The sequence below is a fragment of the Bradyrhizobium sp. CCBAU 21365 genome, from assembly GCF_015291305.1.
Taxonomy (GTDB): Bacteria; Pseudomonadota; Alphaproteobacteria; order Rhizobiales; family Xanthobacteraceae; genus Bradyrhizobium; species Bradyrhizobium elkanii.
On record NZ_CP030036.1, the window covers coordinates 3,142,964 to 3,164,086 of the forward strand.

The 21,123-nt window shown below is 65.5% G+C and carries 20 protein-coding genes; 8 read left to right on the forward strand and 12 right to left on the reverse strand.

The window, feature by feature from the left end:
* Nucleotides 1-126 precede the first annotated feature (126 nt).
* Genes XI02_RS14400 through XI02_RS14415 form a run of 4 tightly spaced genes read left to right on the forward strand, consistent with a single transcriptional unit; the run spans nt 127 to nt 3,976 of the window.
* Nucleotides 127-2,016, forward strand: coding sequence for an ABC transporter permease (locus XI02_RS14400; protein WP_018270448.1), 1,890 nt, complete (start codon nt 127-129; stop codon nt 2,014-2,016).
* The gene (locus XI02_RS14405) at nt 2,013-2,804 is read left to right on the forward strand and encodes an ABC transporter ATP-binding protein (protein WP_016842451.1); all 792 of its coding nucleotides are present in this window, start codon (nt 2,013-2,015) and stop codon (nt 2,802-2,804) included. The genes XI02_RS14400 and XI02_RS14405 overlap by 4 nt, the downstream gene beginning before the upstream one ends.
* The gene (locus tag XI02_RS14410; RefSeq protein WP_172648290.1) at nt 2,801-3,505 is read left to right on the forward strand and encodes an ABC transporter ATP-binding protein; all 705 of its coding nucleotides are present in this window, start codon (nt 2,801-2,803) and stop codon (nt 3,503-3,505) included. The genes XI02_RS14405 and XI02_RS14410 overlap by 4 nt, the downstream gene beginning before the upstream one ends.
* 15 nt (nt 3,506-3,520) lie before the next feature.
* Nucleotides 3,521-3,976 carry a MarR family winged helix-turn-helix transcriptional regulator gene (locus tag XI02_RS14415; RefSeq protein WP_016842448.1) on the forward strand — a complete coding sequence of 152 codons (456 nt, stop codon included), beginning with the start codon at nt 3,521-3,523 and terminating at the stop codon, nt 3,974-3,976.
* A gap of 197 nt (nt 3,977-4,173) precedes the next feature.
* Here the strand turns inward: XI02_RS14415 and XI02_RS14420 are convergent, their stop codons facing one another.
* The 3 genes from XI02_RS14420 to XI02_RS14430 form a co-directional block, all read right to left on the reverse strand.
* Complete coding sequence (locus XI02_RS14420; RefSeq protein WP_172648289.1) at nt 4,174-4,842, reverse strand: hypothetical protein; 669 nt, start codon at nt 4,840-4,842, stop codon at nt 4,174-4,176.
* Between the two features lie 102 nt (nt 4,843-4,944).
* Nucleotides 4,945-6,345: a selenium-binding protein SBP56-related protein gene (locus XI02_RS14425; RefSeq protein WP_172648288.1), complete on the reverse strand. Its 1,401-nt coding sequence runs from the start codon at nt 6,343-6,345 to the stop codon at nt 4,945-4,947.
* A gap of 475 nt (nt 6,346-6,820) precedes the next feature.
* Entirely contained in the window at nt 6,821-8,017 is a 1,197-nt protein-coding gene (locus tag XI02_RS14430; RefSeq protein ID WP_172648287.1) for an amidohydrolase family protein, read from the reverse strand.
* 146 nt (nt 8,018-8,163) lie between these two features.
* Between XI02_RS14430 and XI02_RS14435 the strand changes: the two genes are divergently transcribed.
* Complete coding sequence (locus XI02_RS14435; protein WP_018270450.1) at nt 8,164-8,937, forward strand: ferredoxin--NADP reductase; 774 nt, start codon at nt 8,164-8,166, stop codon at nt 8,935-8,937.
* A gap of 127 nt (nt 8,938-9,064) precedes the next feature.
* Here the strand turns inward: XI02_RS14435 and soxA are convergent, their stop codons facing one another.
* The 9 genes from soxA to XI02_RS14480 all read right to left on the reverse strand — a co-directional run bounded on the left by soxA (nt 9,065) and on the right by XI02_RS14480 (nt 17,327).
* Nucleotides 9,065-9,838 (reverse strand): sulfur oxidation c-type cytochrome SoxA, encoded by a 774-nt coding sequence (gene soxA / locus XI02_RS14440; protein ID WP_172648286.1) that lies wholly within the window; start codon nt 9,836-9,838, stop codon nt 9,065-9,067.
* A complete protein-coding gene (gene soxZ, locus XI02_RS14445; protein ID WP_172648285.1) occupies nt 9,835-10,155 on the reverse strand; it encodes a thiosulfate oxidation carrier complex protein SoxZ in 321 nt (106 codons plus the stop codon). The genes soxA and soxZ overlap by 4 nt, the downstream gene beginning before the upstream one ends.
* Nucleotides 10,155-10,619 carry a SoxY-related AACIE arm protein gene (locus tag XI02_RS14450; RefSeq protein ID WP_016842441.1) on the reverse strand — a complete coding sequence of 155 codons (465 nt, stop codon included), beginning with the start codon at nt 10,617-10,619 and terminating at the stop codon, nt 10,155-10,157. The genes soxZ and XI02_RS14450 overlap by 1 nt, the downstream gene beginning before the upstream one ends.
* Before the next feature lie 8 nt (nt 10,620-10,627).
* Complete coding sequence (gene soxX / locus XI02_RS14455; protein WP_172649206.1) at nt 10,628-11,056, reverse strand: sulfur oxidation c-type cytochrome SoxX; 429 nt, start codon at nt 11,054-11,056, stop codon at nt 10,628-10,630.
* A gap of 13 nt (nt 11,057-11,069) precedes the next feature.
* Complete coding sequence (locus tag XI02_RS14460) at nt 11,070-12,341, reverse strand: NAD(P)/FAD-dependent oxidoreductase (protein WP_172648284.1); 1,272 nt, start codon at nt 12,339-12,341, stop codon at nt 11,070-11,072.
* A 58-nt stretch (nt 12,342-12,399) separates the two neighbouring features.
* Complete coding sequence (locus XI02_RS14465; protein ID WP_172648283.1) at nt 12,400-14,586, reverse strand: xanthine dehydrogenase family protein molybdopterin-binding subunit; 2,187 nt, start codon at nt 14,584-14,586, stop codon at nt 12,400-12,402.
* A 10-nt stretch (nt 14,587-14,596) separates the two neighbouring features.
* The gene (locus XI02_RS14470; protein WP_016846497.1) at nt 14,597-15,046 is read right to left on the reverse strand and encodes a (2Fe-2S)-binding protein; all 450 of its coding nucleotides are present in this window, start codon (nt 15,044-15,046) and stop codon (nt 14,597-14,599) included.
* A 153-nt stretch (nt 15,047-15,199) separates the two neighbouring features.
* Entirely contained in the window at nt 15,200-16,603 is a 1,404-nt protein-coding gene (locus XI02_RS14475) for an MFS transporter (protein ID WP_172648282.1), read from the reverse strand.
* Between the two features lie 100 nt (nt 16,604-16,703).
* Nucleotides 16,704-17,327, reverse strand: a complete 624-nt coding sequence (locus XI02_RS14480; protein ID WP_016846499.1) for a TetR/AcrR family transcriptional regulator — start codon at nt 17,325-17,327, stop codon at nt 16,704-16,706.
* A 76-nt stretch (nt 17,328-17,403) separates the two neighbouring features.
* Here XI02_RS14480 and XI02_RS14485 point away from each other — a divergent pair, with 76 nt between their 5' ends.
* From XI02_RS14485 to XI02_RS14495, 3 genes are all read left to right on the forward strand, one after another.
* Nucleotides 17,404-17,766, forward strand: coding sequence for a darcynin family protein (locus tag XI02_RS14485; RefSeq protein ID WP_016846500.1), 363 nt, complete (start codon nt 17,404-17,406; stop codon nt 17,764-17,766).
* 555 nt (nt 17,767-18,321) lie between these two features.
* Nucleotides 18,322-20,064 carry an iron ABC transporter permease gene (locus tag XI02_RS14490; RefSeq protein ID WP_172648281.1) on the forward strand — a complete coding sequence of 581 codons (1,743 nt, stop codon included), beginning with the start codon at nt 18,322-18,324 and terminating at the stop codon, nt 20,062-20,064.
* A gap of 23 nt (nt 20,065-20,087) precedes the next feature.
* Entirely contained in the window at nt 20,088-21,113 is a 1,026-nt protein-coding gene (locus tag XI02_RS14495; protein WP_244980718.1) for an ABC transporter substrate-binding protein, read from the forward strand.
* The last annotated feature ends 10 nt before the right edge of the window (nt 21,114-21,123 follow it).

Sequence of the window (21,123 nt, forward strand, 5' to 3'; positions counted from 1 at the left end):
GGTTCGAGACGCGCGGCGTTGCCGCGCTCCTCACCATGAGGGTCTCGCTCCTCATCCTGAGGAGGCGCGGAGCGCCGTCTCGAAGGATGAGGCCCTGTTGCAAGTTCACGTTGAAGCGGACCGCCCATGGCTTTCTATGTCGTCCAGTTCCTGACCGGTCTTGCCAGCGCGGCGTCGCTGTTCCTGGTCGCTTCAGGTCTGTCGATCATCTTCGGCGTGACGCGGATCGTGAATTTCGCGCATGGCGCGTTCTACATGCTCGGCGCCTATGTCGCGTTCACGCTGACCGAGCGCTTTTCCGGCGCGCTCGGCTTCTGGGGCGGCATCGTCGTTGCCGCGCTGGCGGTTGCCGCGATCGGCGTGCTGGTCGAGATGGTGCTGCTGCGCCGGATCTATCACTCGCCGGAGCTGTTCCAGTTGCTCGCCACCTTCGGCCTGACGCTGATGGTCGAGGACCTCGTGGTGCTGATCTGGGGGCCGGACGATCTGGTCGGCCGCCGCGCGCCGGGCTTCAAGGGCGCGATCGATTTCTTCGGCCAGAATATTCCAAGCTACGACCTGTTCCTGATCGTGCTCGGGCCGGTCGTGCTCGGCGTGCTCTGGCTGCTGTTCCAGCGTACCCGCTGGGGCGTGCTGGTGCGCGCGGCGACGCAGGACCGCGACATGGTCGCGGCGCTCGGCGTCAATCAGAAATGGCTGTTCACCAGCGTGTTCGCGCTCGGCGTCTTCCTCGCCGCACTCGGCGGCGCGCTGCAGATTCCGCGCGATGCGGTCAACCACGCGATGGATTTGCGCGTCATCGTCGAGGTCTTCGTCGTGGTCGTGATCGGCGGCCTCGGCAGCATCATCGGTGCGTTCGTCGCGGCGGTGCTGGTGTCGGAGCTCAACGCCTTCGGCATCCTGATCTTCCCGAAAATCTCCATCATCCTGGTGTTCCTGGTGATGGCGGTGGTGCTGATCGTCCGGCCGTGGGGGCTGTTCGGCAAGCCGGAGGCGCCGGCACGGCGCACGCCTGGTCTCACCGTCAATCCGTGGCGGCCGCTGACGATGAACGAGCGGTTCGCCGCGATCGCCGTGCTCGTCTTCGCCGCCGCGCTGCCCTTCGTCGCCGGCAATTACGTGCTCACGGTCGGCTCGGAAATCGCGATCTTCGTGATCTTCGCGGTCAGCCTGCACTTCCTGATGTCGGTCGGCGGGCTCGCCTCGTTCGGCCACGCCGCCTATTTCGGCCTCGGCGCCTATGGCGTGGCGCTGCTCGCCAAGATGGCCGGCTTGCCGATGATCGCCTGCCTGCTGCTCGGGCCGCTGCTCGGGCTCGCCGGCGCCGCCGTATTCGGCTTCTTCGCCGTGCAGCTCTCCGGGGTCTATTTCGCGATGCTGACCCTGGCCTTTGCCCAGATCGTCTGGTCGATCGCGTTCCAATGGGTGTCGGTCACCGGCGGCGACAACGGCATCCTCGGCGTCTGGCCGGAAAAGTGGGCGGCGAGCCCGTCGCATTTCTACTGGCTGTCGCTCGGCATCGCCGCGCTCGCGGTCGTGATCCTCCGCATCATCGTGTTCTCGCCGTTCGGCTTCGCGCTGCGCGCGACGCGCGATTCGCCGCTGCGCAGCGAAGCCATCGGCATCGACGGCAAGCGCATCCAGTGGACCGCCTTCGTGATCGCGGGCACGGTCGCCGGCCTTGCCGGCGCGCTGTTCGCCTATCTCAAGGGCAGTGTGTTTCCTGACAATATGGGCATTTCGCTGTCGGTCGATGCGCTGGTCATGGTGTTGCTCGGCGGCGTCGAGACGGTGTCGGGCGCGGTGGTCGGCGCCATCGTCTACAAGGCGCTCAACATCTGGCTGGTCAGCCAGACCGATTGGTCAAAACTCGTGCTCGGCGGCTTCGTCGTGCTGATCGTGGTCGCATTCCCGAAGGGCATTGTCGGCACGCTGGAAGCCTTCATGCATCGCCGGCGCAAGTCCTCGTCGTCGGTATCGCCCTTGCTGACCTCCCGCATCGAGAGCGCCGAATGAGCATGGTTCCCACATTGCTGTCGGTCGAGGGGCTGACCAAATCCTATGGCGGCGTGCATGCCGTGCGCGGCGTCTCCTTCGAGCTGCGCGCCGGCGAGATTCTGGCGCTGATCGGGCCGAACGGCGCGGGAAAAAGCACCTGCTTCGACATGCTCAACGGCCAGAACATTCCCGACAGCGGCCGCATCCGCGTGCTGGGCGCGGAGACCACCGGCAAGAAGCCGCGCGTGATCTGGCGCATGGGCGTCGGCCGCACCTTCCAGATCGCGGCGACATTTCCCACCATGACGGTGCGCGAAAACGTGCAGGTCGCGCTGGTCTCGCATGGCGGGCAATTGTTCAACCTGTGGGCCTCGACCGCGCGGCACGCCCGCGACGAGGCCGGACGGCTGCTCGATCTGGTCGGCATGGGCGCTTATGCGGAGCGGCCGTGCGGCGAGCTCGCCTATGGCGACGTCAAGCGGCTCGAGCTCGCGATCGCGCTCGCCAACCAGCCAAAATTGCTCTTGATGGACGAGCCGACCGCCGGCATGGCGCCGCGCGAGCGCGTCGAGCTGATGCGGCTGACGGCGCGGATCGCGCGCGAGCAGTCGATCGGCGTGCTGTTCACCGAGCACGACATGGACGTGGTGTTCGAGCATGCCGACCGCATCCTGGTGCTGAACCGCGGTAGCCTGATCGCCGAAGGTTCGCCCGAAGAGGTCCGCGGCAACGCCCAGGTGCGCGCGATCTATCTCGGCGAAGGCCTCGTCTATGACGCCCGGCACCGCGAGGGAGCATCGGCATGAAGCTGACGGTAAAGGATCTCAACAGCTTCTACGGCCCGGCGCATATCCTGTTCGACATCGCGCTCGAGGTCGGCGAGGGCGAGGTGGTGGCACTGCTCGGGCGCAACGGCGCCGGCAAATCGACCACGTTCCGCTCCATCGTCGGCCTGGTCGAGAACCGCTCCGGCCGCGTGATGTTCGAAGGCCGGGACGTCTCCGATTTGCCGACGCATGCGATCGTGCGCGGCGGTCTCGGCTATGTGCCGGAGGAACGGCGCATCTTCACGGATCTGACGGTCGAGGAGAATCTCGAGGTCGGCCGCCAGCCGAAGCGGCCGGGCGCGCCGCAATGGGACCGCGAAAAACTGTTCAAGCTGTTCCCGAACCTCGGCGAGATGCGCAGCCGGCCCGGCGGGCGCATGAGCGGCGGCGAGCAGCAGATGCTGACGATCGCGCGCACGCTGATGGGCAATCCGTCGCTGGTGCTGCTCGACGAGCCCTCGGAGGGGCTGTCGCCGAAAATCGTCGAGCAGATGGTCGATGCGATCCTGGCGATGAAGAAAGAGGGCGTCAGCATCGTCGTCTCCGAGCAGAATCTGCATTTCGCCCGGCTGATCTCGGATCGCGCCTACATCATCGAGCGCGGCCGGATCTGTTTTGGCGGCACCATGGCGGAACTCGATGCGCGTCCGGATATCCGCGACGCGCATCTGTCGCTGTAAAGGGCGGGGTGGACGATGGCGAGGAGTGCTGCGCAGAAGCGAAGCGTCAAGGCGACCAAGCCGGGATACGTGCTGGACGAGCAGATCGGCTTCATCCTGCGCCAGGTGTCGCAGCGCCACGCCGTGATCTTCGCCCGCGAGATCGGCATCAATCTGACGCCGACGCAGTGGGCGGCGCTGTCGAAGCTGTCGGAGGTCGGCGCCTGCTCGCAGAACCAGCTCGGGCGGCTGACGTCGATGGACGTTGCGACCATCAAGGGCGTGATCGATCGCCTGACCGCGCGCGGCCTGACCGAGACCGCGCCGGATCCCGACGACGGCCGCCGCCTGCTGGTGAGCCTGACGCGCGCCGGCCAGCAGATGGCCGACAAGGCCGCGCCCAACGCGCTGGTGATCTCCAGGGAGACGCTGGCGCCGCTGGACGCCAAGGAGCGCGAGACGCTGATCGCGCTGCTCGGCAAGCTTCGCTGACACAATCTATCGCCGTCATCCTGAGGAGCCGCGCGGAGCGCGGCGTCTCGAAGGGTCGACGGCCCGGCTGTCCGCTGCGGGCCGTTCACCCTTCGAGGCACGCTGCGCGTGCACCTCAGGATGACGGGCCTTCTATTGCGCCTCGCGTCGCCACCATCACCACCACCTTGCCGATTGGGCAGCGTGCCGCGTCCGCACTACGATTCCAGGCCAAGCACCAGCGCGACGGCGCCGACCAGCACCAGGCTGAGGGCCCAAACCGTGTCCAGGTTGAACCAGCTCCGCGATACGAATTTGAGGCCGAGATAGCGGTAGACCAGCCACGCCAGGCATCCGCCGGCGGCGATCATCGCGCCGGCATGGACGATCGAGACCAGCACGGCCATCGTGAGGCTGGTATCGATCAGGCTGTTGGCAGCCGCATGGCCTTGGTCCGCTTCAGCCGCGCGGCACAGCCCGAGATAGATCGGCACCAGCATCAGCGCCGCGCCATGGGCGATCGCGACCGCAAAGGACCACAAAGCGAGTTGCGTCGGCGGTATCCGCACCAGGGCCCGCGGATGGCGCCGGTCGATCAGTCGATAGAGACCGAACAAGATGACGAGCAGGCTGGCGCCGATCCGGATCGTGCGCTGCCATTCGACCAGCGTGATCAGCAGCGCGAAGGGAAGGATCACCAGCAGCATCGCCAGCAAATGACCGATCGCCAGCGGGCCAAGCGCGGCGAGCAGCGCGCGCGAACTCCGCTGCATCAATCCCGCAGAAACGGCGAGCGGCCAGCCCATGCCCGGGTTGATCCCGTGGTAGAGGCCGCTCGCAATCACCGCCAGCCAGAGCCAGGCCGGAGTCCAGTCGGCCGGGCTCATGTCAGGGCCTTTTCCGTTCCGATCGAATCGGAACGGGCTCTGGATTCCTGTTTTGACGCGTTTTCTTCACGCGAACCGGTACCCACTTCGCTCGAAACCGCTCTAGACCGACGGATAGCAGAAGGAGTCGGTGGAGCAGTCGCCGCCATCGAGCCGGATCTGGTGCGCCCGGTAGCCGTCGGGGAAGCTGACCCAGTAGTCCTTCGCCAGTTCGAGGCCTCCGCCCGGGCTTGCATTCGCCATCACCTCGGCGCCGGGAATGCCTTGCGGATAGAACTGGTTGTCCCAGGTCGAGTAGAGCGAATTGGTCCAGTAGACCCGCTTGCCGTCGCGGCTGATCTCGACCATCTGCGGCCCACCGGCAAAAGCCTGCCCGTTCGGGTGTGGCGCGCGACGAACGATGCCGCCGATGCGGACCGATCCGGCGAGCTTCGGCTTGCGCGGATCGCTGACATCGTATTGGCGCATCTCGCCGGTGCCCCAGCAGGCGACGTAGAGAAACTTGTCATCCATCGACAAGTCGATGTCGGTCACCAGCGGAGGTACGGCGCCGAAGCCCTGCAGCAGCGGCGGCAGCTGGTCTTTCGATGCAGGCTCGGGTGGGATCGTCACCGTCTTCTCGATGTGAAACTTGCCACCCTCGCGCCACCAGGTCCAGATCGAACCCTCGAGGTTCGTGGTATCGACCACGACGCCAACGAAGCCGTGTTCGCGAACCGGATCGTGCGCCGGACGCACCTCCAGCGCCATTTGATGATTGGCGCCGAGGTCGATGGTCTGGACGTTGCGTCGGGCGCGCAGGTCCCAGAAATGCAGACGATGGCCGTATTTGTTCGACAGCAGGTCTTCCGGCACGATGCCGTTCTCGAACTGCGGCGGCAGGGCCCACTCGCTGCTCACCATGTAGTCGCGCGGCAGGTTCCACCAGAAGTCATAATGCTTGGTCTGCGGCCCACGATCGATCTCCCACCGGCCGAGCACTTCGAATGTCTCGCAGTCCATGATGAAGATGCCGGGCGGCCCGTCGGTGCCGTCCTTGCCGCTCCCGCCGAGCGTGCTGACATAGATGCCGTCCGGCCCGCAATGGATGGTGTGCGGTCGCGAGTAGCCGGTCTTCTTGAAGATCTCCTCGGGTTCGATGATCTTGTGGATCTTCGCTTGCGTCGGGTCCGGCTTGGTGTCGACGATATAGATCCGGGACGATCGCATGCCGGGGATGATGAGATAGCGACGCTCGAGGAAGGCGTGTCCGGCCAGCGGCGACAGCGCCGACGAGCAGGCGTTCCAGCCGAAATGGTGGAACTCGTCGCCCTTGTTGGGCATCGTCAACGTATGGACGATCTTGCTGTAGGTCGGCGAGCCGGGCTTGACGTCGATCACCGCGAGCGCGTCCGGCTTTGAAAAATCCGGACTGAGCAGCACGGTGTAGGCAAAGCTTTCGGCCGGCGCTTCCATCGCGAGCTTCGGCGACGCGTGGAACGTAGGATCTGGCCTCATCGTCATCGGCTGCCTCCTGATTGCCTGGTGCAGATCAACACGGCATGGCGGCACGCAGCAGCAAGAACTATTCCGGATTGAAAAATGCCTCTTGCGAGTGCCGCCGGCTAAGGTTCGCTTGCGCTCAGGATACACCGCAATGGCGACAGGTGAAAACAAGGTTCGGTTACGCAGGCGGCGCGGCAAAGCCGCGCGCCGCCTGCGCGCGATCTGGCAGCCCGCTCAAGGGGTTGAGCAACCGATCCAGCACTATCACCCTGGGAGCAAGCTTGACTCACGTACGGCACCAGACACTCAGTGTCGTCCCGGCGCAGGCCGGGACCCATCACCACGGAAGGGCATTGTTATGCAGCGCTGGAGCCCACAGCCGTTCTCAACAATCCAACCCTGTGGTCATGGGTCGCGGCCTGCGCCGGGACGACACCGGATATGTTGCACCGCTGTTCACCCCGTCACCCCCGCGCAACGGCTTTGGTGCACCTCACTTCGCCACCACCTCCGGCACCTTGCCCGCGGGCGGCGTGTTGCGGCTGCGCTGGGTGCGGACGATGCCGTCGATGATGGTCATGCCGATGCCCGGGAGATCGCCGAGCTGAACGCTCTCCAGGATGTTCTTGCCCGGCGAATGCTGCGCCTTGTCCATCAGCACGAAATCGGCCGAGCGGCCGACCTCGATCAGGCCGCAATCGAGCTCGCGCATCCGCGCGGTGTTGCCGGTCGCAAGGCAGAACGCCAGCTCGGCCGGGAGCTCGCCGAGCGAGGACAAGAGCGAGACCATCCGCAAGATGCCGAGTGGCTGCACGCCGGAGCCGGCGGGTGCGTCGGTGCCGAGGATGACGCGGTGCAGATCGCCCATCTCGCGCGCGGTGCGCAGCGTGAACAGCGCCGAGCGCTCGTTGCCGTTATGCACCAGCTCGAGCCCGCGCTTGCAGCCCTCGCAGATGCAGCGGATCTGGTCGTCGGGCAGGGCGGTGTGGCCGCCATTGATGTGGCCGACGACGTCGGTGTCGGCTTCCAGCACCACGTCCTTGTCGATCAGGCCGGAGCCCGGGATCGACGGGCCGCCGGTGTGGATCGTGCTTTGAATGCCGTATTTGCGCGCCCAGCCGACCATCTTGCGCGCGGTCGGTCCATCCTTGACGCCGCCGAGCCCGACCTCGCCAAGCAGCTTGACGCCGGCGGCGGCCATTTCCTTGAAATCGTCCTCCACCATCTCGCATTCGATCACGGGCGCGCCGGCATGCACCTTCACGCCGCCCGGACGCAGCGTCCAGAACGCGCGTTGCGCGAAGATCGCCATCGCCTTCAACCCGACGACGTCGCGCGGACGCCCGGGCATGTGCACCTCGCCGGCGGAGATCATGGTGGTGACGCCGCCATGCAGATAGCTGTCGATCCAGTTGATCTGGTTCTGCCTCGGCGTCCAGTCACCGGCCACCGGGTGAACGTGGCTATCGATCAGGCCGGGCGCGACCGTCGTGCCATTGGCGTCGACGACGGTGGTGGCGTCTTCGGTGTCGACGTCCTTGAGGCGGCCGATCGCGGTGATCTTGCCGTTCTCGGCGACGATGGTGTCGGCATCCAGGATCGGCTTTTCCAGGGCCCCCGACAGCAACAGCCCGACATTGCGGATCACCAGCTTGCTCGGACCGGTCGCCTGGGGTGCATCGTGCGCCATGGTTTTTCCTTTTGGTTCAACGCCTTCGCCGGCCATTGTGCCCGTGGCTTGACGGCCGGATCAAGCTGGATTATTCATTTGTATACGAACGATCGTGTACAAATGATTTTGCCGCCAATCCGGCCCGCGCGTCAAGGAAACTGACGATGAGCAATTTCAACCAGGAAAGCGTCCTCAGCGTTCACCACTGGACCGATACGCTGTTCTCCTTCAAAACCACGCGCAATCCGTCGTTCCGCTTCCGCAACGGCGAGTTCACCATGATCGGGCTCAAGGTCGGCGAGAAGCCGCTGCTGCGGGCCTACAGCGTCGCCAGCGCGAATTACGAGGACACGCTGGAGTTCTTCTCGATCAAGGTTCCGGACGGCCCGCTGACCTCGCGCCTCCAGCACCTCAAGGAAGGCGACGAGATCATTGTCAGCCGCAAGGCGACCGGCACGCTGGTCATCGACAACCTCGAGGACGGCCGCAACCTCTATCTGGTCGGCACCGGCACCGGCCTCGCGCCGTTCCTCAGCGTGATCAAGGATCCCGAGACCTACGACCGCTTCGAGAAGGTCGTGCTGCTGCACGGCTGCCGCCGCGTCAAGGAGCTCGCCTATGGCGAGATGATCACCGAGAAGCTGCCGCAGGACGAACTGATCGGCGAATTGGTGCGCGACCAGCTGATCTACTACCCGACCGTGACGCGCGATCCGTTCCGCAACCGCGGCCGCATCACCGACCTCATCACCTCGGGCAAGCTGTTCACCGACATCGGCCTGCCGGCGCTCGATGCCGCGCATGACCGCGTCATGATCTGCGGCTCGCCCGCGCTGGTCGCCGATACCCGCACGCTGCTGAACGGCCGCGGCTTCGTCGAAGGCAATCACGGCGAGCCCGCGCAGTTCGTGGTCGAGAAGGCGTTCGCCGAGCGCTGACCGCTACGCAGTAACTCCGTCTCCTCACCCTGAGGAGCTTGCGCAGCAAGCGTCTCGAAGGGCGAGGCCCGACTGGGGCCTCATGGTTCGAGACGCGCTTTCGCGCTCCTCACCATGAGGGTTGGCGCTAGGGCCTGACCGCCGGCGTCTCGACCGGCATGCCGCGCGCCCGCGTCATCAGATAGAGCTCGAGCTCGACCAGCTCGGGCGAACCATAATCATAGGCCTGCGCGCGGATGCCGGTGATGCACGCGCGCAGCCGCCGCTGCAGCGATCCGAGCGCCTGCCATTCCAGCCGGTACAGCGGATAGCCGGTCGGCTGGCCTTGCGTGATCGCGCTGCCCGCGAGCTTCTTGTCCCAGTTATCATCGTGGCAGTTGGTGCAGCCGAGATTGAGCTGGCCCTGCCGTTGCATGAACAACGCGTGGCCATGCTCGACGAACGGCGCGAGCTCCGGATCGTCGCCGGCCGTAATCGGCATGCCGCGCGATTGCCGTGCGACATAGGCGGTCAGCGCCAGCAGCTCGCGGCTTTCATAGGCGAAGGGCGAGGCCTGCTGGTGGTTGGCCCGGCAGAGGTTGATCCGTCCCTCGAGGTCGACCGGCTTTTGCAGCGCCTTGTCGAAGGCCGGATAGTGCGCCGCGACACCCTTCATGCTGGCGCTCGCGTCGTTGTGGCAGTCGGCGCAGGCCATGTTTGCGCTGCCGGCCTTGCGCGTCCACAGCGCCTCGCCGTCGAGCACGGACAGCATGCCGGGATTGGCGGTGTCCTCGTCCTGCATCACCTTGCTGTCCGGGCTCATGAAACTGTAGCCCGAGCGGCGCTGGACCAGCGGGATCTCGGTCGCGAGGGCCGCGCCCGCCATCGCCGTCAGCAGCGCGATGCAGACCGCAATCCTCATTCGACCGTGATCGAAGCCTGCGCGGTCTCCGAAAATCCCTTGTCGCCGATCCACTCGAATTCGAACTTGCCGCTCTCGGTCACCGTGGTGAAGAAGGCGATGAACGGATTGGCCGCGATCGCAGGATAAAGATCGGCACGGAACACCTCCTCGCCGTTGAAGCGGCAAGTGAAGCTCGTGATGATGTCGCGCGGCACCACGTTGCCCGAAGCGGTGTGGCGATAGCCGGTCTCCATGATATGCGACATCAGCGTCTTGATCTCGATGATACTGCCGCGCTTGGCCTTGGCCGGAACATTGATCAGGGCCGAGGGCATCAGATCGCCTCCTCGGTGCAGGCGGCGAGCGTCACCACGACGTCGGCGGTGGCCGACCAGAACGTGTCGTCGGAGAGCCGCGCTATGGCGGTGACCTTCTGGCTGTCAGCGAGGCGGATGCGGGTTGACACCTGGGCGCGTCCAGCGCGCGGTCCGAGATAGAAATTACCGATGTTCGGCTGCGGGTTCTTCTCGTTGAAGACATGGATGCTCTTCACATACTCGTCCGCCGTCATCGGGCTCGTGACGCTGACCGTCATCGGCACCGTGTTGCCGTTCTCGACCAGCGGCGGGATGTCGAGCTTGACCTTGCCGGTATGCACATTGGCCTCGCCGACGACATTGCGGATCGCGGCCGACAGCATCGCCGGCGTTGCGTCGGCCGGGTGCACGATCACCAGCGCGGCGGCGCCGCCAGTGAGAGTCAGGAATGTGCGGCGTGTGGTGTTATCGGAATTCGCCATCGCTTGTCCTAGTTCCTTAGCGTGACCAGATACGCCACGATATCCTCGATCTGCTCCGCCGACAGGATCGGCTTGCCGCGCCATGAGGTGCCGACCCGCGCGAGCCCGTCGACGCGATAGTAGGACGGCATGATCGTCGCCGCATTGAGATGCGACGCATCGACCAGGCGGAGCCGCAACTGTCCCTCCGACCAGCGGCTGCCGCTGCCGGCGAGGTTTGGCGCAAGGTCGCCCTGGAACGCCTGCTCGGGAAATGGGCCGCTGTGACAGAGGATGCAAGTGGAGGAACGCTCGACGATCAGCGCGCGGCCGCGCGCGACATCGCCCTTGGTTCCCGTCAGCGAGGCTGGAATCGTATCGCCCGCGACGGTGTAGGGCCGTAGCTCCTCGGCGTTTGCGGGCCAGCAGGCGGCGAACAGTCCGGCGGCGAGAAGCATTGTGCGGGTGAGGCTAGCCAAAGGCCTCTCCCGTGATCCTCTTGAACCAGCCGAACGCTTGGTCAGCTTCTTGCTGGCGCGCCTCGCGCGGCGCGTCGACCGGGCTCGTGGTGACCTCGGCCTCGGCGTACTGATCTTCCTTGGGCTGATAGATGCCCTTCAGCGAGAAGGCGTAGCCGGGAGCGACCGTGTTGTAGCAGGCGCCATCGAGCCGCGGCGTCTCCGGCGCCTTGGCCGCCAGGGAGTTGACGATCGCGGCCGCGCAGGCGCGGCCTTGGGCCGCCGCGGCGGAGGCGGATTTCGGGATGCCGCCGGCGATCGCGGCATCACCGATGACGTGGATGTTGGGAACGAGCTTTGAAGCAAAGGTAACGGGATCGATCGGGCACCAACCGGTGTGGTCCGCGGCGCCCGCGATCGCGGCAATGCGGCCGGCTCTTTGCGGCGGGATCACATTGGCGACCGCGGCGGCGTAGTTGCCGAAGTCGGTGACGATCTCGTTGGTCGCCGGATCGACCGACGTCACTCGTCCGCCCTGCGACAGCGCAATCCGTTCGATCATGCCGGGATAGAGCTCCGTCCAGGCCTTCTCGAACAGCTTCTGCTGCGAGTAATTGTCCTTGGCGTCGAGCACCAGGATTTTCGACTTCGGCTTGTTCGCCCTCAGATAATGCGCGATCAGGCTGGCGCGCTCGTAAGGCGCGGGCGGACAGCGCAGCGGCGCAGCCGGCACCGCGATCACGACGAGGCCGCCATCGTCCATGGCTTCAAGCTGCCTGCGCAGCAGCATGGTTTGCTCGCCGGCCTTCCAGGCGTGCGGCATCTTTTCGGCCGCCGCCTCGTCATAGCCGGAGAGGGCGTCGAAGCGCATGTCGATGCCGGGGGCCAGCACCAGCCGGTCATAGGACAGCGTTGTCCCGTCAGCGAGCGCGATGCTGCGCGCCTGGGCATCGACCTTCGTCGCCGCCTGCGCGGCGACCGTGATGCCGTCGGCCGCAACCTTGTCATAGGTGAATTGCTGCGCGGCAAGCTCGCGCAGACCCGCGATCACCTCGTTGCTGAACGGGCAGGCGGTGAAAGTCCTGTTCGGCTCGATCAGCGTGACCTGGAGCTTTGTGTCGAGCCGCCGCAGCGCCCGCGCGCAGGCCGCGCCGCCGAAGCCGCCGCCGATCACCGCGATGCGCGGCGCCGCCTGCGCCAGCGCCGGACGCGCCAGGGCGGCCGCTGCGACGGCAGCGGCGCCACGGATCACATCCCTGCGCGTCTGATGACGCGTGACGGCCATGCACGAGAATCCGAAAAAAGGAAGCGGCGGCCGGTTGCGGCCGCCGCTTCGGGTTTGATCAGGCGAAGCTGATGTTCTGGTTGCGCAGCGGGAAGCTGCGGATGCGCTTGCCCGTCGCGGCGAAATAGGCGTTCAGCACCGCCGGTGCCGCGACGCCGATGGTCGGCTCGCCGACGCCGCCCCAGAACCCGCCGCTCGGTACCATCACCGCTTCCACCTTCGGCATCTCGTTGATGCGCATCGAGTTGTAGGTGTCGAAATTGGTCTGCTCGATGCGGCCGTCCTTCACGGTGCAGCCGCCGTAGAACAGCGCGCTGAGGCCGTAGACGAAGGAGCCCGCGATCTGCCGTTCCACCTGCGCCGGATTGACGACATAGCCGGGGTCGGTGGAGGCGACGATGCGATGCACCTTGATCTTGCTGCCGTCGGTCACCGAGATCTCGGCGGCGCCGGCAACATAGCTGCCATAGCCCATCACCTGCGCGATGCCGCGATAGACGCCCTGCGGTGCCGGCGTGCCCCAGCCGATCTTCTCGGCCACGGCGTTGAGCACAGCGAGATGCTTGGGGTGCTTGCCCATCAGCTTGCGGCGGAATTCGAGTGGGTCCTGGCCGACGGATAGCGCCAGCTCGTCCATGAAGCATTCCATGTAGATCGCGTTGTGATTGACGTTGACGCCGCGCCAGAAGCCCGGCGGGACGTGCGGGTTGCGCATCGAATGCTCGACCAGCAGGTTCGGTACCGAGTAGCCGATCGCGGCCTCGCCGGCTTGCGCGACGCCCTGGAACGCGGCGGGGTCCATGCCGTTCTGCAATGCTTCCGGGCGCACCGAGAACAGGATGGATTGGCCCGACAGCCGGTAATGCAGCGCGACCAAATTGTTGTCGGCATCGAACGCGCCGGTCAGCTTGCACTGCGTGATCGGGTGATACTTGCCGTGCTGCATGTCCTCTTCGCGCGACCACAACAGCTTGATCGGCGTGCCCGGCATCTGCTTGGCGATCGCCACCGCCTGCCGCACATAGTCGGTCATGCCGCGCCGGCCGAAGCCGCCGCCAAGCATCAGCTTGTGCACGTCGACCTTCTCCGCCGGCAGGCCGGAGGCCTCGAGCGCCGCGGCGAAGGCCGCCTCGCCATTCTGCGTGCCGCACCACACCTCGCATTTGTCAGGCGTGTAGAGCACGGTTGCGTTCATCGGCTCCATCGTGGCGTGGTTCTGGTAAGGATAGTTGTAGACCGCCTCGACCTTCTTGGCAGCAGCAGCGATCGCCGCCTTGGCATCGCCGTTCTGGTTGCCGATGTAGGCCGGCTGCGCATTGTCGAGACCTTCGGCGAGCCATGTCGCGATCGTCTCGCTGGAGACCTTGGCGTTGGGGCCTTCGTCCCAGACGATCGGCAGCGCATCCAGCGCGGTCTTGGCGTGCCACCAGGTGTCGGCGACGACGGCAACGGCGCTGTCGCCGACCTGCACCACCTTCCTGACGCCCTTCATGCCGGCGATCTTGGCTTCGTCAAAGCTCTTCACCTTGCCGCCGAATACCGGGCAATCCTTGATCGCGGCATTCAGCATGCCCGGCAGCTTGACGTCGATGCCGTAGACCATCTTGCCGGTGGTCTTGTCGACGGTGTCGAGCCGCTTCAGGCCCTTGCCGGCGATAGTCCAGTCCTTCGGGTCCTTCAGCTTGACGTCGGCCGGCGGCTCGAGCTTGGCTGCGGCTTCCGCGACCTTGCCGTAGGTCGTCGTCTTGCCCGAGGGCGTGTGGGTGATGACGCCGTTGGCGGCCTTGCATTCCGAGGCCGGCACCTTCCACTCGTTGGCTGCCGCCTGGATCAGCATCACGCGCGCGGTGGCGCCGCCCTTGCGGACATAGTCCTGCGAGGTGCGGATGCCGCGGCTGCCACCGGTCGAGAAATCGCCCCAGGCGCGCTTGCGGGCGACGCTCTGGCCGGGCGTCGGATATTCTGTCGTGACCTTCGACCAGTCGCATTCCAGTTCTTCAGCGACGAGCTGGGCGAGGCCGGTCAGCGTGCCCTGGCCCATTTCGGAGCGGGCGATGCGGATCACCACGGTGTCGTCGGGCCGGATCACGACCCAAGCGTTGACTTCAGGCGCGCCGTCGGCCGCGCGCACCACGGCGGGGCCGCCGAACGGCAGGTCGAGGCCGAGCGCGAGGCCGGCGCCGGCGGTTGCGGTGCCGATCACGAAGGCGCGGCGATTCAGTTTTGGCATGATGTGCTGGTTCATCGCGGCGTCCTTATGCGTTCGCGGCAGCATGGATCGCCTCGCGCACCTGCTGGAAGGTGCCGCAGCGGCAGATATTGGTGATGGCGTCGTTGATGTCGTCGTCGGTCGGCTTCGGATTGTCCTTCAAGAGCGCCGCGACGGCCATGATCATGCCGCTCTGGCAATAGCCGCATTGCGGCACGTCGCTGGCGATCCAGGCGAGCTGCACCTTGTGCATCACGCCGCCCGCCGCGAGACCCTCGATCGTGGTGATCTCCTTGCCGGCTGCCTCGCTCACCGTCACGCCGCAGGAGCGCATCGCGACGCCGTCGATATGCACGGTGCAGGCGCCGCATTGGGCGATGCCGCAGCCGTATTTGGTCCCTGTCAGTCCGACGTTCTCTCTGATAGCCCACAACAGTGGCGTGTCGTCCTCGACGTCTACTGTGATTGTCTTGCCGTTGATTTTGAGGTTTGCCATCGCGATCCCCTGAATGGTCCGATCCTCCGACCGGACTGCGGGGCGATGTTGACCTTGAAACTGGAACGGTTCAAATCAAGAAAATGCGCTCGCAGCGCGAAAGAAAGTTGATGCTGTGGTGTTTGGCCGCGGACTGTGCGCGCCGCATACCTGTCATGACTTTTGTGGCGAAGCGACCGCGAGGCGCAGGAAGCTCATGACGCTGCCGAGCGCGGCAAATCCGGCACCCAGCGCCAGCGCCACGGTCGCGCCCTCACGATCGGCCAGCGCGAAGCAGAGCGCGGCGAGGGCGGCGCCGGTGGTCTGCCCGGTCAGCCGCGCGGTCGCGACGATGCCACTGGCGCTGCCGCTGCGATGCGACGGCGCGCTCGACATGATCGCTTTCATGTTCGGGGTCTGGAAGAAGCCGAAGCCGATGCCGCAGATCATCGTGCGCCAGACGATGTTGGCAACGCTGGGCTCGGCCGGCAGGGTCGCGAGCAGCACCATGCCAAGTCCGAGCAGCAGCATGCCGATGCCGCCGAGGATGCCGGCCGGATAGCGGTCCGACAGCCGGCCGCCGATCGGCGCCATGAAGGCGACCACCAGCGGCCAGGGCGTCATGAAGAAGCCGGTCTCGACCTGCGAGCGGTGCAATATGTCCTCGAAGTAGAACGGCAGCGATACGAAGGCGAGGCCCTGCACAGCGAATGAGCAGACGGCGGTCGCGGCGGACAGCGCGAAGATTGGCCGCCGGAACAGGTCGATCGGCAGCATCGGCGCCGGATGATCGGCATGCCGCCGGGTCAGGATCCAGCCGATCACCAGCGCGCCGACCAGCTCGGCGATGACAAGCGCTGGCGCAGCCTTGTGCGCGGCGCTGCCGATGCCGATGATGAAGAGGCCGAGACAGGCGCAGGCCAGCGCTGCGCCGGTGAAATCGAAAGCGTGGGTGGCGCGCGGCGTCGTCGGCAGCGTCTTCATGCCGATCAGCAACGCGACGACGCCGAAGGGAATGTTGACGGCGAACAGCCAGGGCCATGGGCCGAGCGCGAGGATTCCGGAGGCGATGGTCGGCCCCAGCGTAAAGGCGGTCGCGACCACCAGCGCATTGTGGCCGAAGCCGCGGCCGTGCATCCGGCTCGGATAGACGAAGCGCACCAGCGCGGTGTTGACGCTCATCAGGCCGCTGGCGCCGAGCCCTTGCAGGGTGCGCGCAACCAGCAGGCTCGGCAGCGACCACGCCAGCGCACAGCCGAGTGACGCCAATGTGAACAGCAGCAGGCCGCCGAGATAGATTCGCTGATGGCCGACGATCTCGCCGAGCGCGCCGAGCGGCAGCAGCGTCGCGACCAGCGCGATCTGATAGACGTTGACGACCCAGACCACTTCCGCAGGGCTGACATGCAGATCGCTCGCGATCGCCGGCAGCGCGATATTGGCGATCGCGGTATCGAGCGAGGCCATCGCCAGCGCCGTGAAGATCGCGGCCACCGCCCAGCGTCGCCGCTCCCAGGGCAACCCATCTGGCAGTCCGTCGGTGATCGCTGCCGCGGTGGTCGGGGTCTTCTCGAGCATGCCTGAAAATGTCTCCGGGACCGCCATGTACTACGCCGGCATCCCGTTCCCCAGCCGCGGCATTGCATGATGCGTATGCGAAGCGGCCTAGCCGGAAGCGTCAAAAGTCCCGCCGCGGACAGAACAGATATCCCTCGATGGCGCGCAGCACCCGGCGGCTGGCCGAAGCCTGCGAGAGGTCGTTTTGAAGCGCGTGGTCGACCATGGCGCGGCTGATCACGATCAAATCCTCGACGGCGTCATGATCGACTGGCCTTGCGATCTCACGACGATGCCGGGCCAGCAGGGCGGCGATCAGTTCCTTCAGTTCGCCGGCCGCTGACGCGCCCGATGACGCCGGGCGCAGCCGATCCTCCTCGGCCTCCAGAATGCGATTGAGCCCGGCCCGCTCGGCATGTGCCTCGAACTGGGCCCGAACGATCAGGTTGAGCGACGCCGTCAGGCTCTTGCCCTCGGATGCCGCGACCGCATCCCGGACTTTCGCCAGCAACGCGTCCTCGAACCTGCCGATCAATGCCAGCGTCAGCGCGTCCTTGTTGGGGAAGTACTGGTACACCGATCCGACGCTGATCCCGCCGCGCTCGGCCACCGCGTTGGTGTTGTAGCCCTCGAGCCCGCGCGCCTCCAAAACGCGAGCCGCCGCTTCCAGAATCACCGCCACGGTTTCCCGCGAACGCTGCTGAAGCGGCTGTTTCCGGGCTTTTGTACGCCGCTTCGCCGGCATGAGGGCGTCTCCCAAAACGCGAGTTGTGGAATATGAGCAATTGCTCACATTATGGCCGTGAAAGGAGAACCGATCAATGGTGACACTGCAAACGACCTCGTCCCCCGTGCTTCCCGAACACGAGGACGATCCGCACAGGTTTCATATCTTCGTCATGGTCAAGACCACGCGGCACTGGCTCGATCTGAAGACCGAGCAGCGCCTCGCCTTCCTGCATGAGGAGGTCATTCCTTTGCTCCGGCGCCGTCCGGAGCTGAAGGTACGCTGGTTCGAGCCGGAGGCCTTCTCGACCAGGGCGACCGACGTCATGATCTGCGAGACCGATGACCTCTCGGCCTGGGCGTGGTTCTGCGACCACCTGCGCGAGACGAGGTTCTGGGACCATTACTTCGAAGTGCTCGACATCATGCCGGCGCTCGAAGGCAATTACCTTGCCTAGAATGCCGACGCCGGCCCGGATCGTTCCGGGCCGGCGTTCCGGCAGCCTGTGGCGACGCAACTGCGTTCCCATCCACATCTGTCATCGCCCGGCTCGACCGGGCGATCCATTACGCCGCGGCCCATCGGCTCAAGCACTGGCGTCTCTGGAATACTGGATCACCCGCTTTCGCTTTCGCGGGTGATGACACCGAGTGGCTGTTTTGACATCTCGAATTGCGCCCCACCCACATCCTCGTCCCGGCGCGGGCCGGGACCAATAACCACCGATGCTGCTTGTCGGGCAATGCTGAAACGACGAGTCCCGTTCAAGACATCCGCCGCGGAGTATGGGTCCGGCCTTTGCCGGGACGACGGCGGTGGATGCAGCGTGCGAGCGCGATCAATCGATTTCGTGTTCCCGCGGTGCGTCACAGAATCGCGCCGAAGCGACTTTCGGATAGCTTGCGTCACAGTCGCGATCGACTACCCTTGGTATACAAGCAGGCCCGGCGTCAGATCGGGCCGCAAGAGGGAACGCGCATTGCACGGACAGGCCGACCGGCGCAGCGAAGCTATGCGAAGCGCCAGCGAGGGAACTCGCCGCCGCGCGTTCACCGGCCTCTGGGTCGCGGCCTTGCTGGCGATCCTGACCTTCCTGGTCATCTATCCCGTCTTGATGCTGCTGCTCGGCGCGCTCACCGACACCAATCCGGTGGTCGACGGCATCCGTCTCAGCCTGAGCCATTTGTCGATCGCCAATTTCCTCGCCGTGCTGGCCAATCCGAATGTCGCCGAAGCGCTGCTCAACACGCTGATTGCCTGCGGCGGCGGCACGGTGATCGCGGTCGCGATCGGGCTCCTGTTTTCCTGGATCGTGGTGCGCACCAACACGCCATTCAAGGGCTTCATCGCCGCGGCCAGCATCCTGCCGCTGTTCGCGCCGCCGCTGGTCGCGGGCGTGGCCTGGGCTATTCTCGGTTCGCCGAAGACCGGCTTGATCAACACGATGTTCAAGTGGATGGGCTCCGACCTGCGCGTCGATCTCTACTCGATGTGGGGCCTGGTGTTCGTGTTCGGCATCTACTATGCGCCGTACGTCTACATGTTCACCTCGTCGGCGCTGCGCAACATGGACCCGAGCCTGGAGGAGGCCGCGGAAATCTCCGGCGCGAGCCCGGTCGCGACCCTGTTCACGGTGACGTTCCCGCTGATCATGCCGGCAATCGTCTCGGGCATGCTGCTGTCGTTCATCGTGATGCTCGGCATCTACGGCATCCCGGCCGTGCTCGGCGCGCCGACCAACCTGAACGTGCTCACCACCTACATCTTCAAGCTCACCAACTGGTCGCCGCCGCTTTACAACACCGCGGCGGCGGTCGCGATCATCCTGATGGTGGTCACGGGGCTGCTGGTCTATCTGCAGCAGAAATTGCTGAGCGGGCGCAGCTATACCACCGTCGCGGGCAAGGCGTTCCGGCCGCGCAGCCTCGATCTCGGGCCGTGGCGCTGGCTCACCTTCGCGATCGGGATCGTCTACCTCCTCATCGTCGTGGTGCTGCCGTCGCTGGCGCTGATCGTCGCGGCGTTCCGCAAGTTCATGTTCATCCGCGACGTCGCGAGCCTGTTCGACATGCGGCAATATTCGCTGACGCATTTCGAGAGCATCTTCGACAATCCGTTGACGATGCGGTCGATCTACAATGCGGTCGAGGTCGGCGTCATCACGGCTGTGGTCGGCGGCGCGCTCGCCTTTGCGATCGGCTACACCATCCATCGCACCCGCGTCAGCGGGCGCGGCGCCATCGACCTGATCTCGACCCTGCCGGTCGCGATCCCCGGGCTGGTGGTGGGCGTCGCCTATCTCTGGGCCTGGATCGGCGTGCCGGGCGGGCTCTACGGCACGATCTGGATTCTCGCGCTGGCCTTCATTGCGCGCTTCATGCCGGACACCGTGAAGGCGCTGTCGACCTCGTTCCTGCAAATCCACCGCGAGCTCGAGGAGGCCGCCTGGGTCTGCGGCAAGGGCGTGCTCGGCACCATCAGGACCATCGTTCTGCCGCTGGCGCGGCCGGGCGTGCTGGCGTCGATGACGCTGCTGTTCGTGCTGGCGATCCGCGAGCTCGGCTCGTCGCTGTTTCTCTACACCAGCAACACCATGGTGATGTCGGTGCTGCTGCTCGACTATTACGAGGGCGGCAATATCGGCAAGACCGCGGCCTTCAGCCTGGTGCAGACGGTGCTGCTCGGTGTCCTGATCGGCGGCGCCAACTGGCTGTCGCGCGGATCGGCGCAGGGCAACGTGGCGCGGACCGGATAACAACGAATAAGGGGAGGATTGCGATGGATAGACGAACCTTCACCACACTGGCCTTGGCAAGCGTGGCGGCGCTTGCATTGGTGCCTGCTGCACAGGCGCAGGAGTTCGGCTCGGCGGAGTTGATCGCGGCGGCCAAGTCCGAAGGCAAGCTCGTCTTTTACACCGCGAACTTCGCCGAGATCGAGCAGCAGGTGATCAAGGCCTTCAACAAGCGCTTTCCCGAGATCAAGGTCGAGATGGTCCGCGCGCCCGGCGGCCAGTTGATCACCCGCGTCAAGACGGAGGCCGCGGCCGGCAAGCTGATCGCCGATGTCGTCGACCATTCCGACCGCGCGCTGATGCAGCCGCTGGAAGACCTGTTCCAGGATTACGCGCCGCCGAACGCGGCCGATTACGATCCGCACGCGCTGATCTCGCCGAAATACTGGCCGCGCGCGACGATCGCCTGGTCGATCGCCTACAACACCGAGCTGGTGAAGGACCCGCCGAAATCCTGGATGGACCTGACCAAGCCGCAATATGACAAGTTGATCGGGCAGGTGTTCGCGCAGTCCGGCGGCACCACCTGGACGCGGATCATGTTCGAGCGCCAGGTGCTCGGCGAGGACTACTGGGCCAGGCAGGCGGCGACCCATCCGGTGCTGTATCCCTCCGGCGCGCCGACGGCCGATGCGCTGGTGCGCGGCGAGATCGCGATCGCGCCGCTGCTCTACAACGTGATCTACCAAAAGAAGAAGGACGGCGCGCCGATCGAGATCTTCTTTCCGCCTGAAGGTGCTCCGGTCAACCCCTACGCGACCGGGATTCCGAAGACGGCGGCTCGCCCCAACGCAGCAAAGCTGTTCCTGAACTGGTGCCTGTCCAAGGAAGGACAGACCTTCATGATCAAGGAGCTCGGCAACCTCACATCCCTGAAGGCGCCGCCGGCATATCCGGAGGGGTTCGATCCAAAGGTGGTCAAGCTCTGGTATCCGAAGTTCGACGAGTATGTGAAGCTGCATGCGGCGTGGGTCGCGGACTGGGACAAGACGTTTGGCTACCGGCAATAGGCTGATGGTG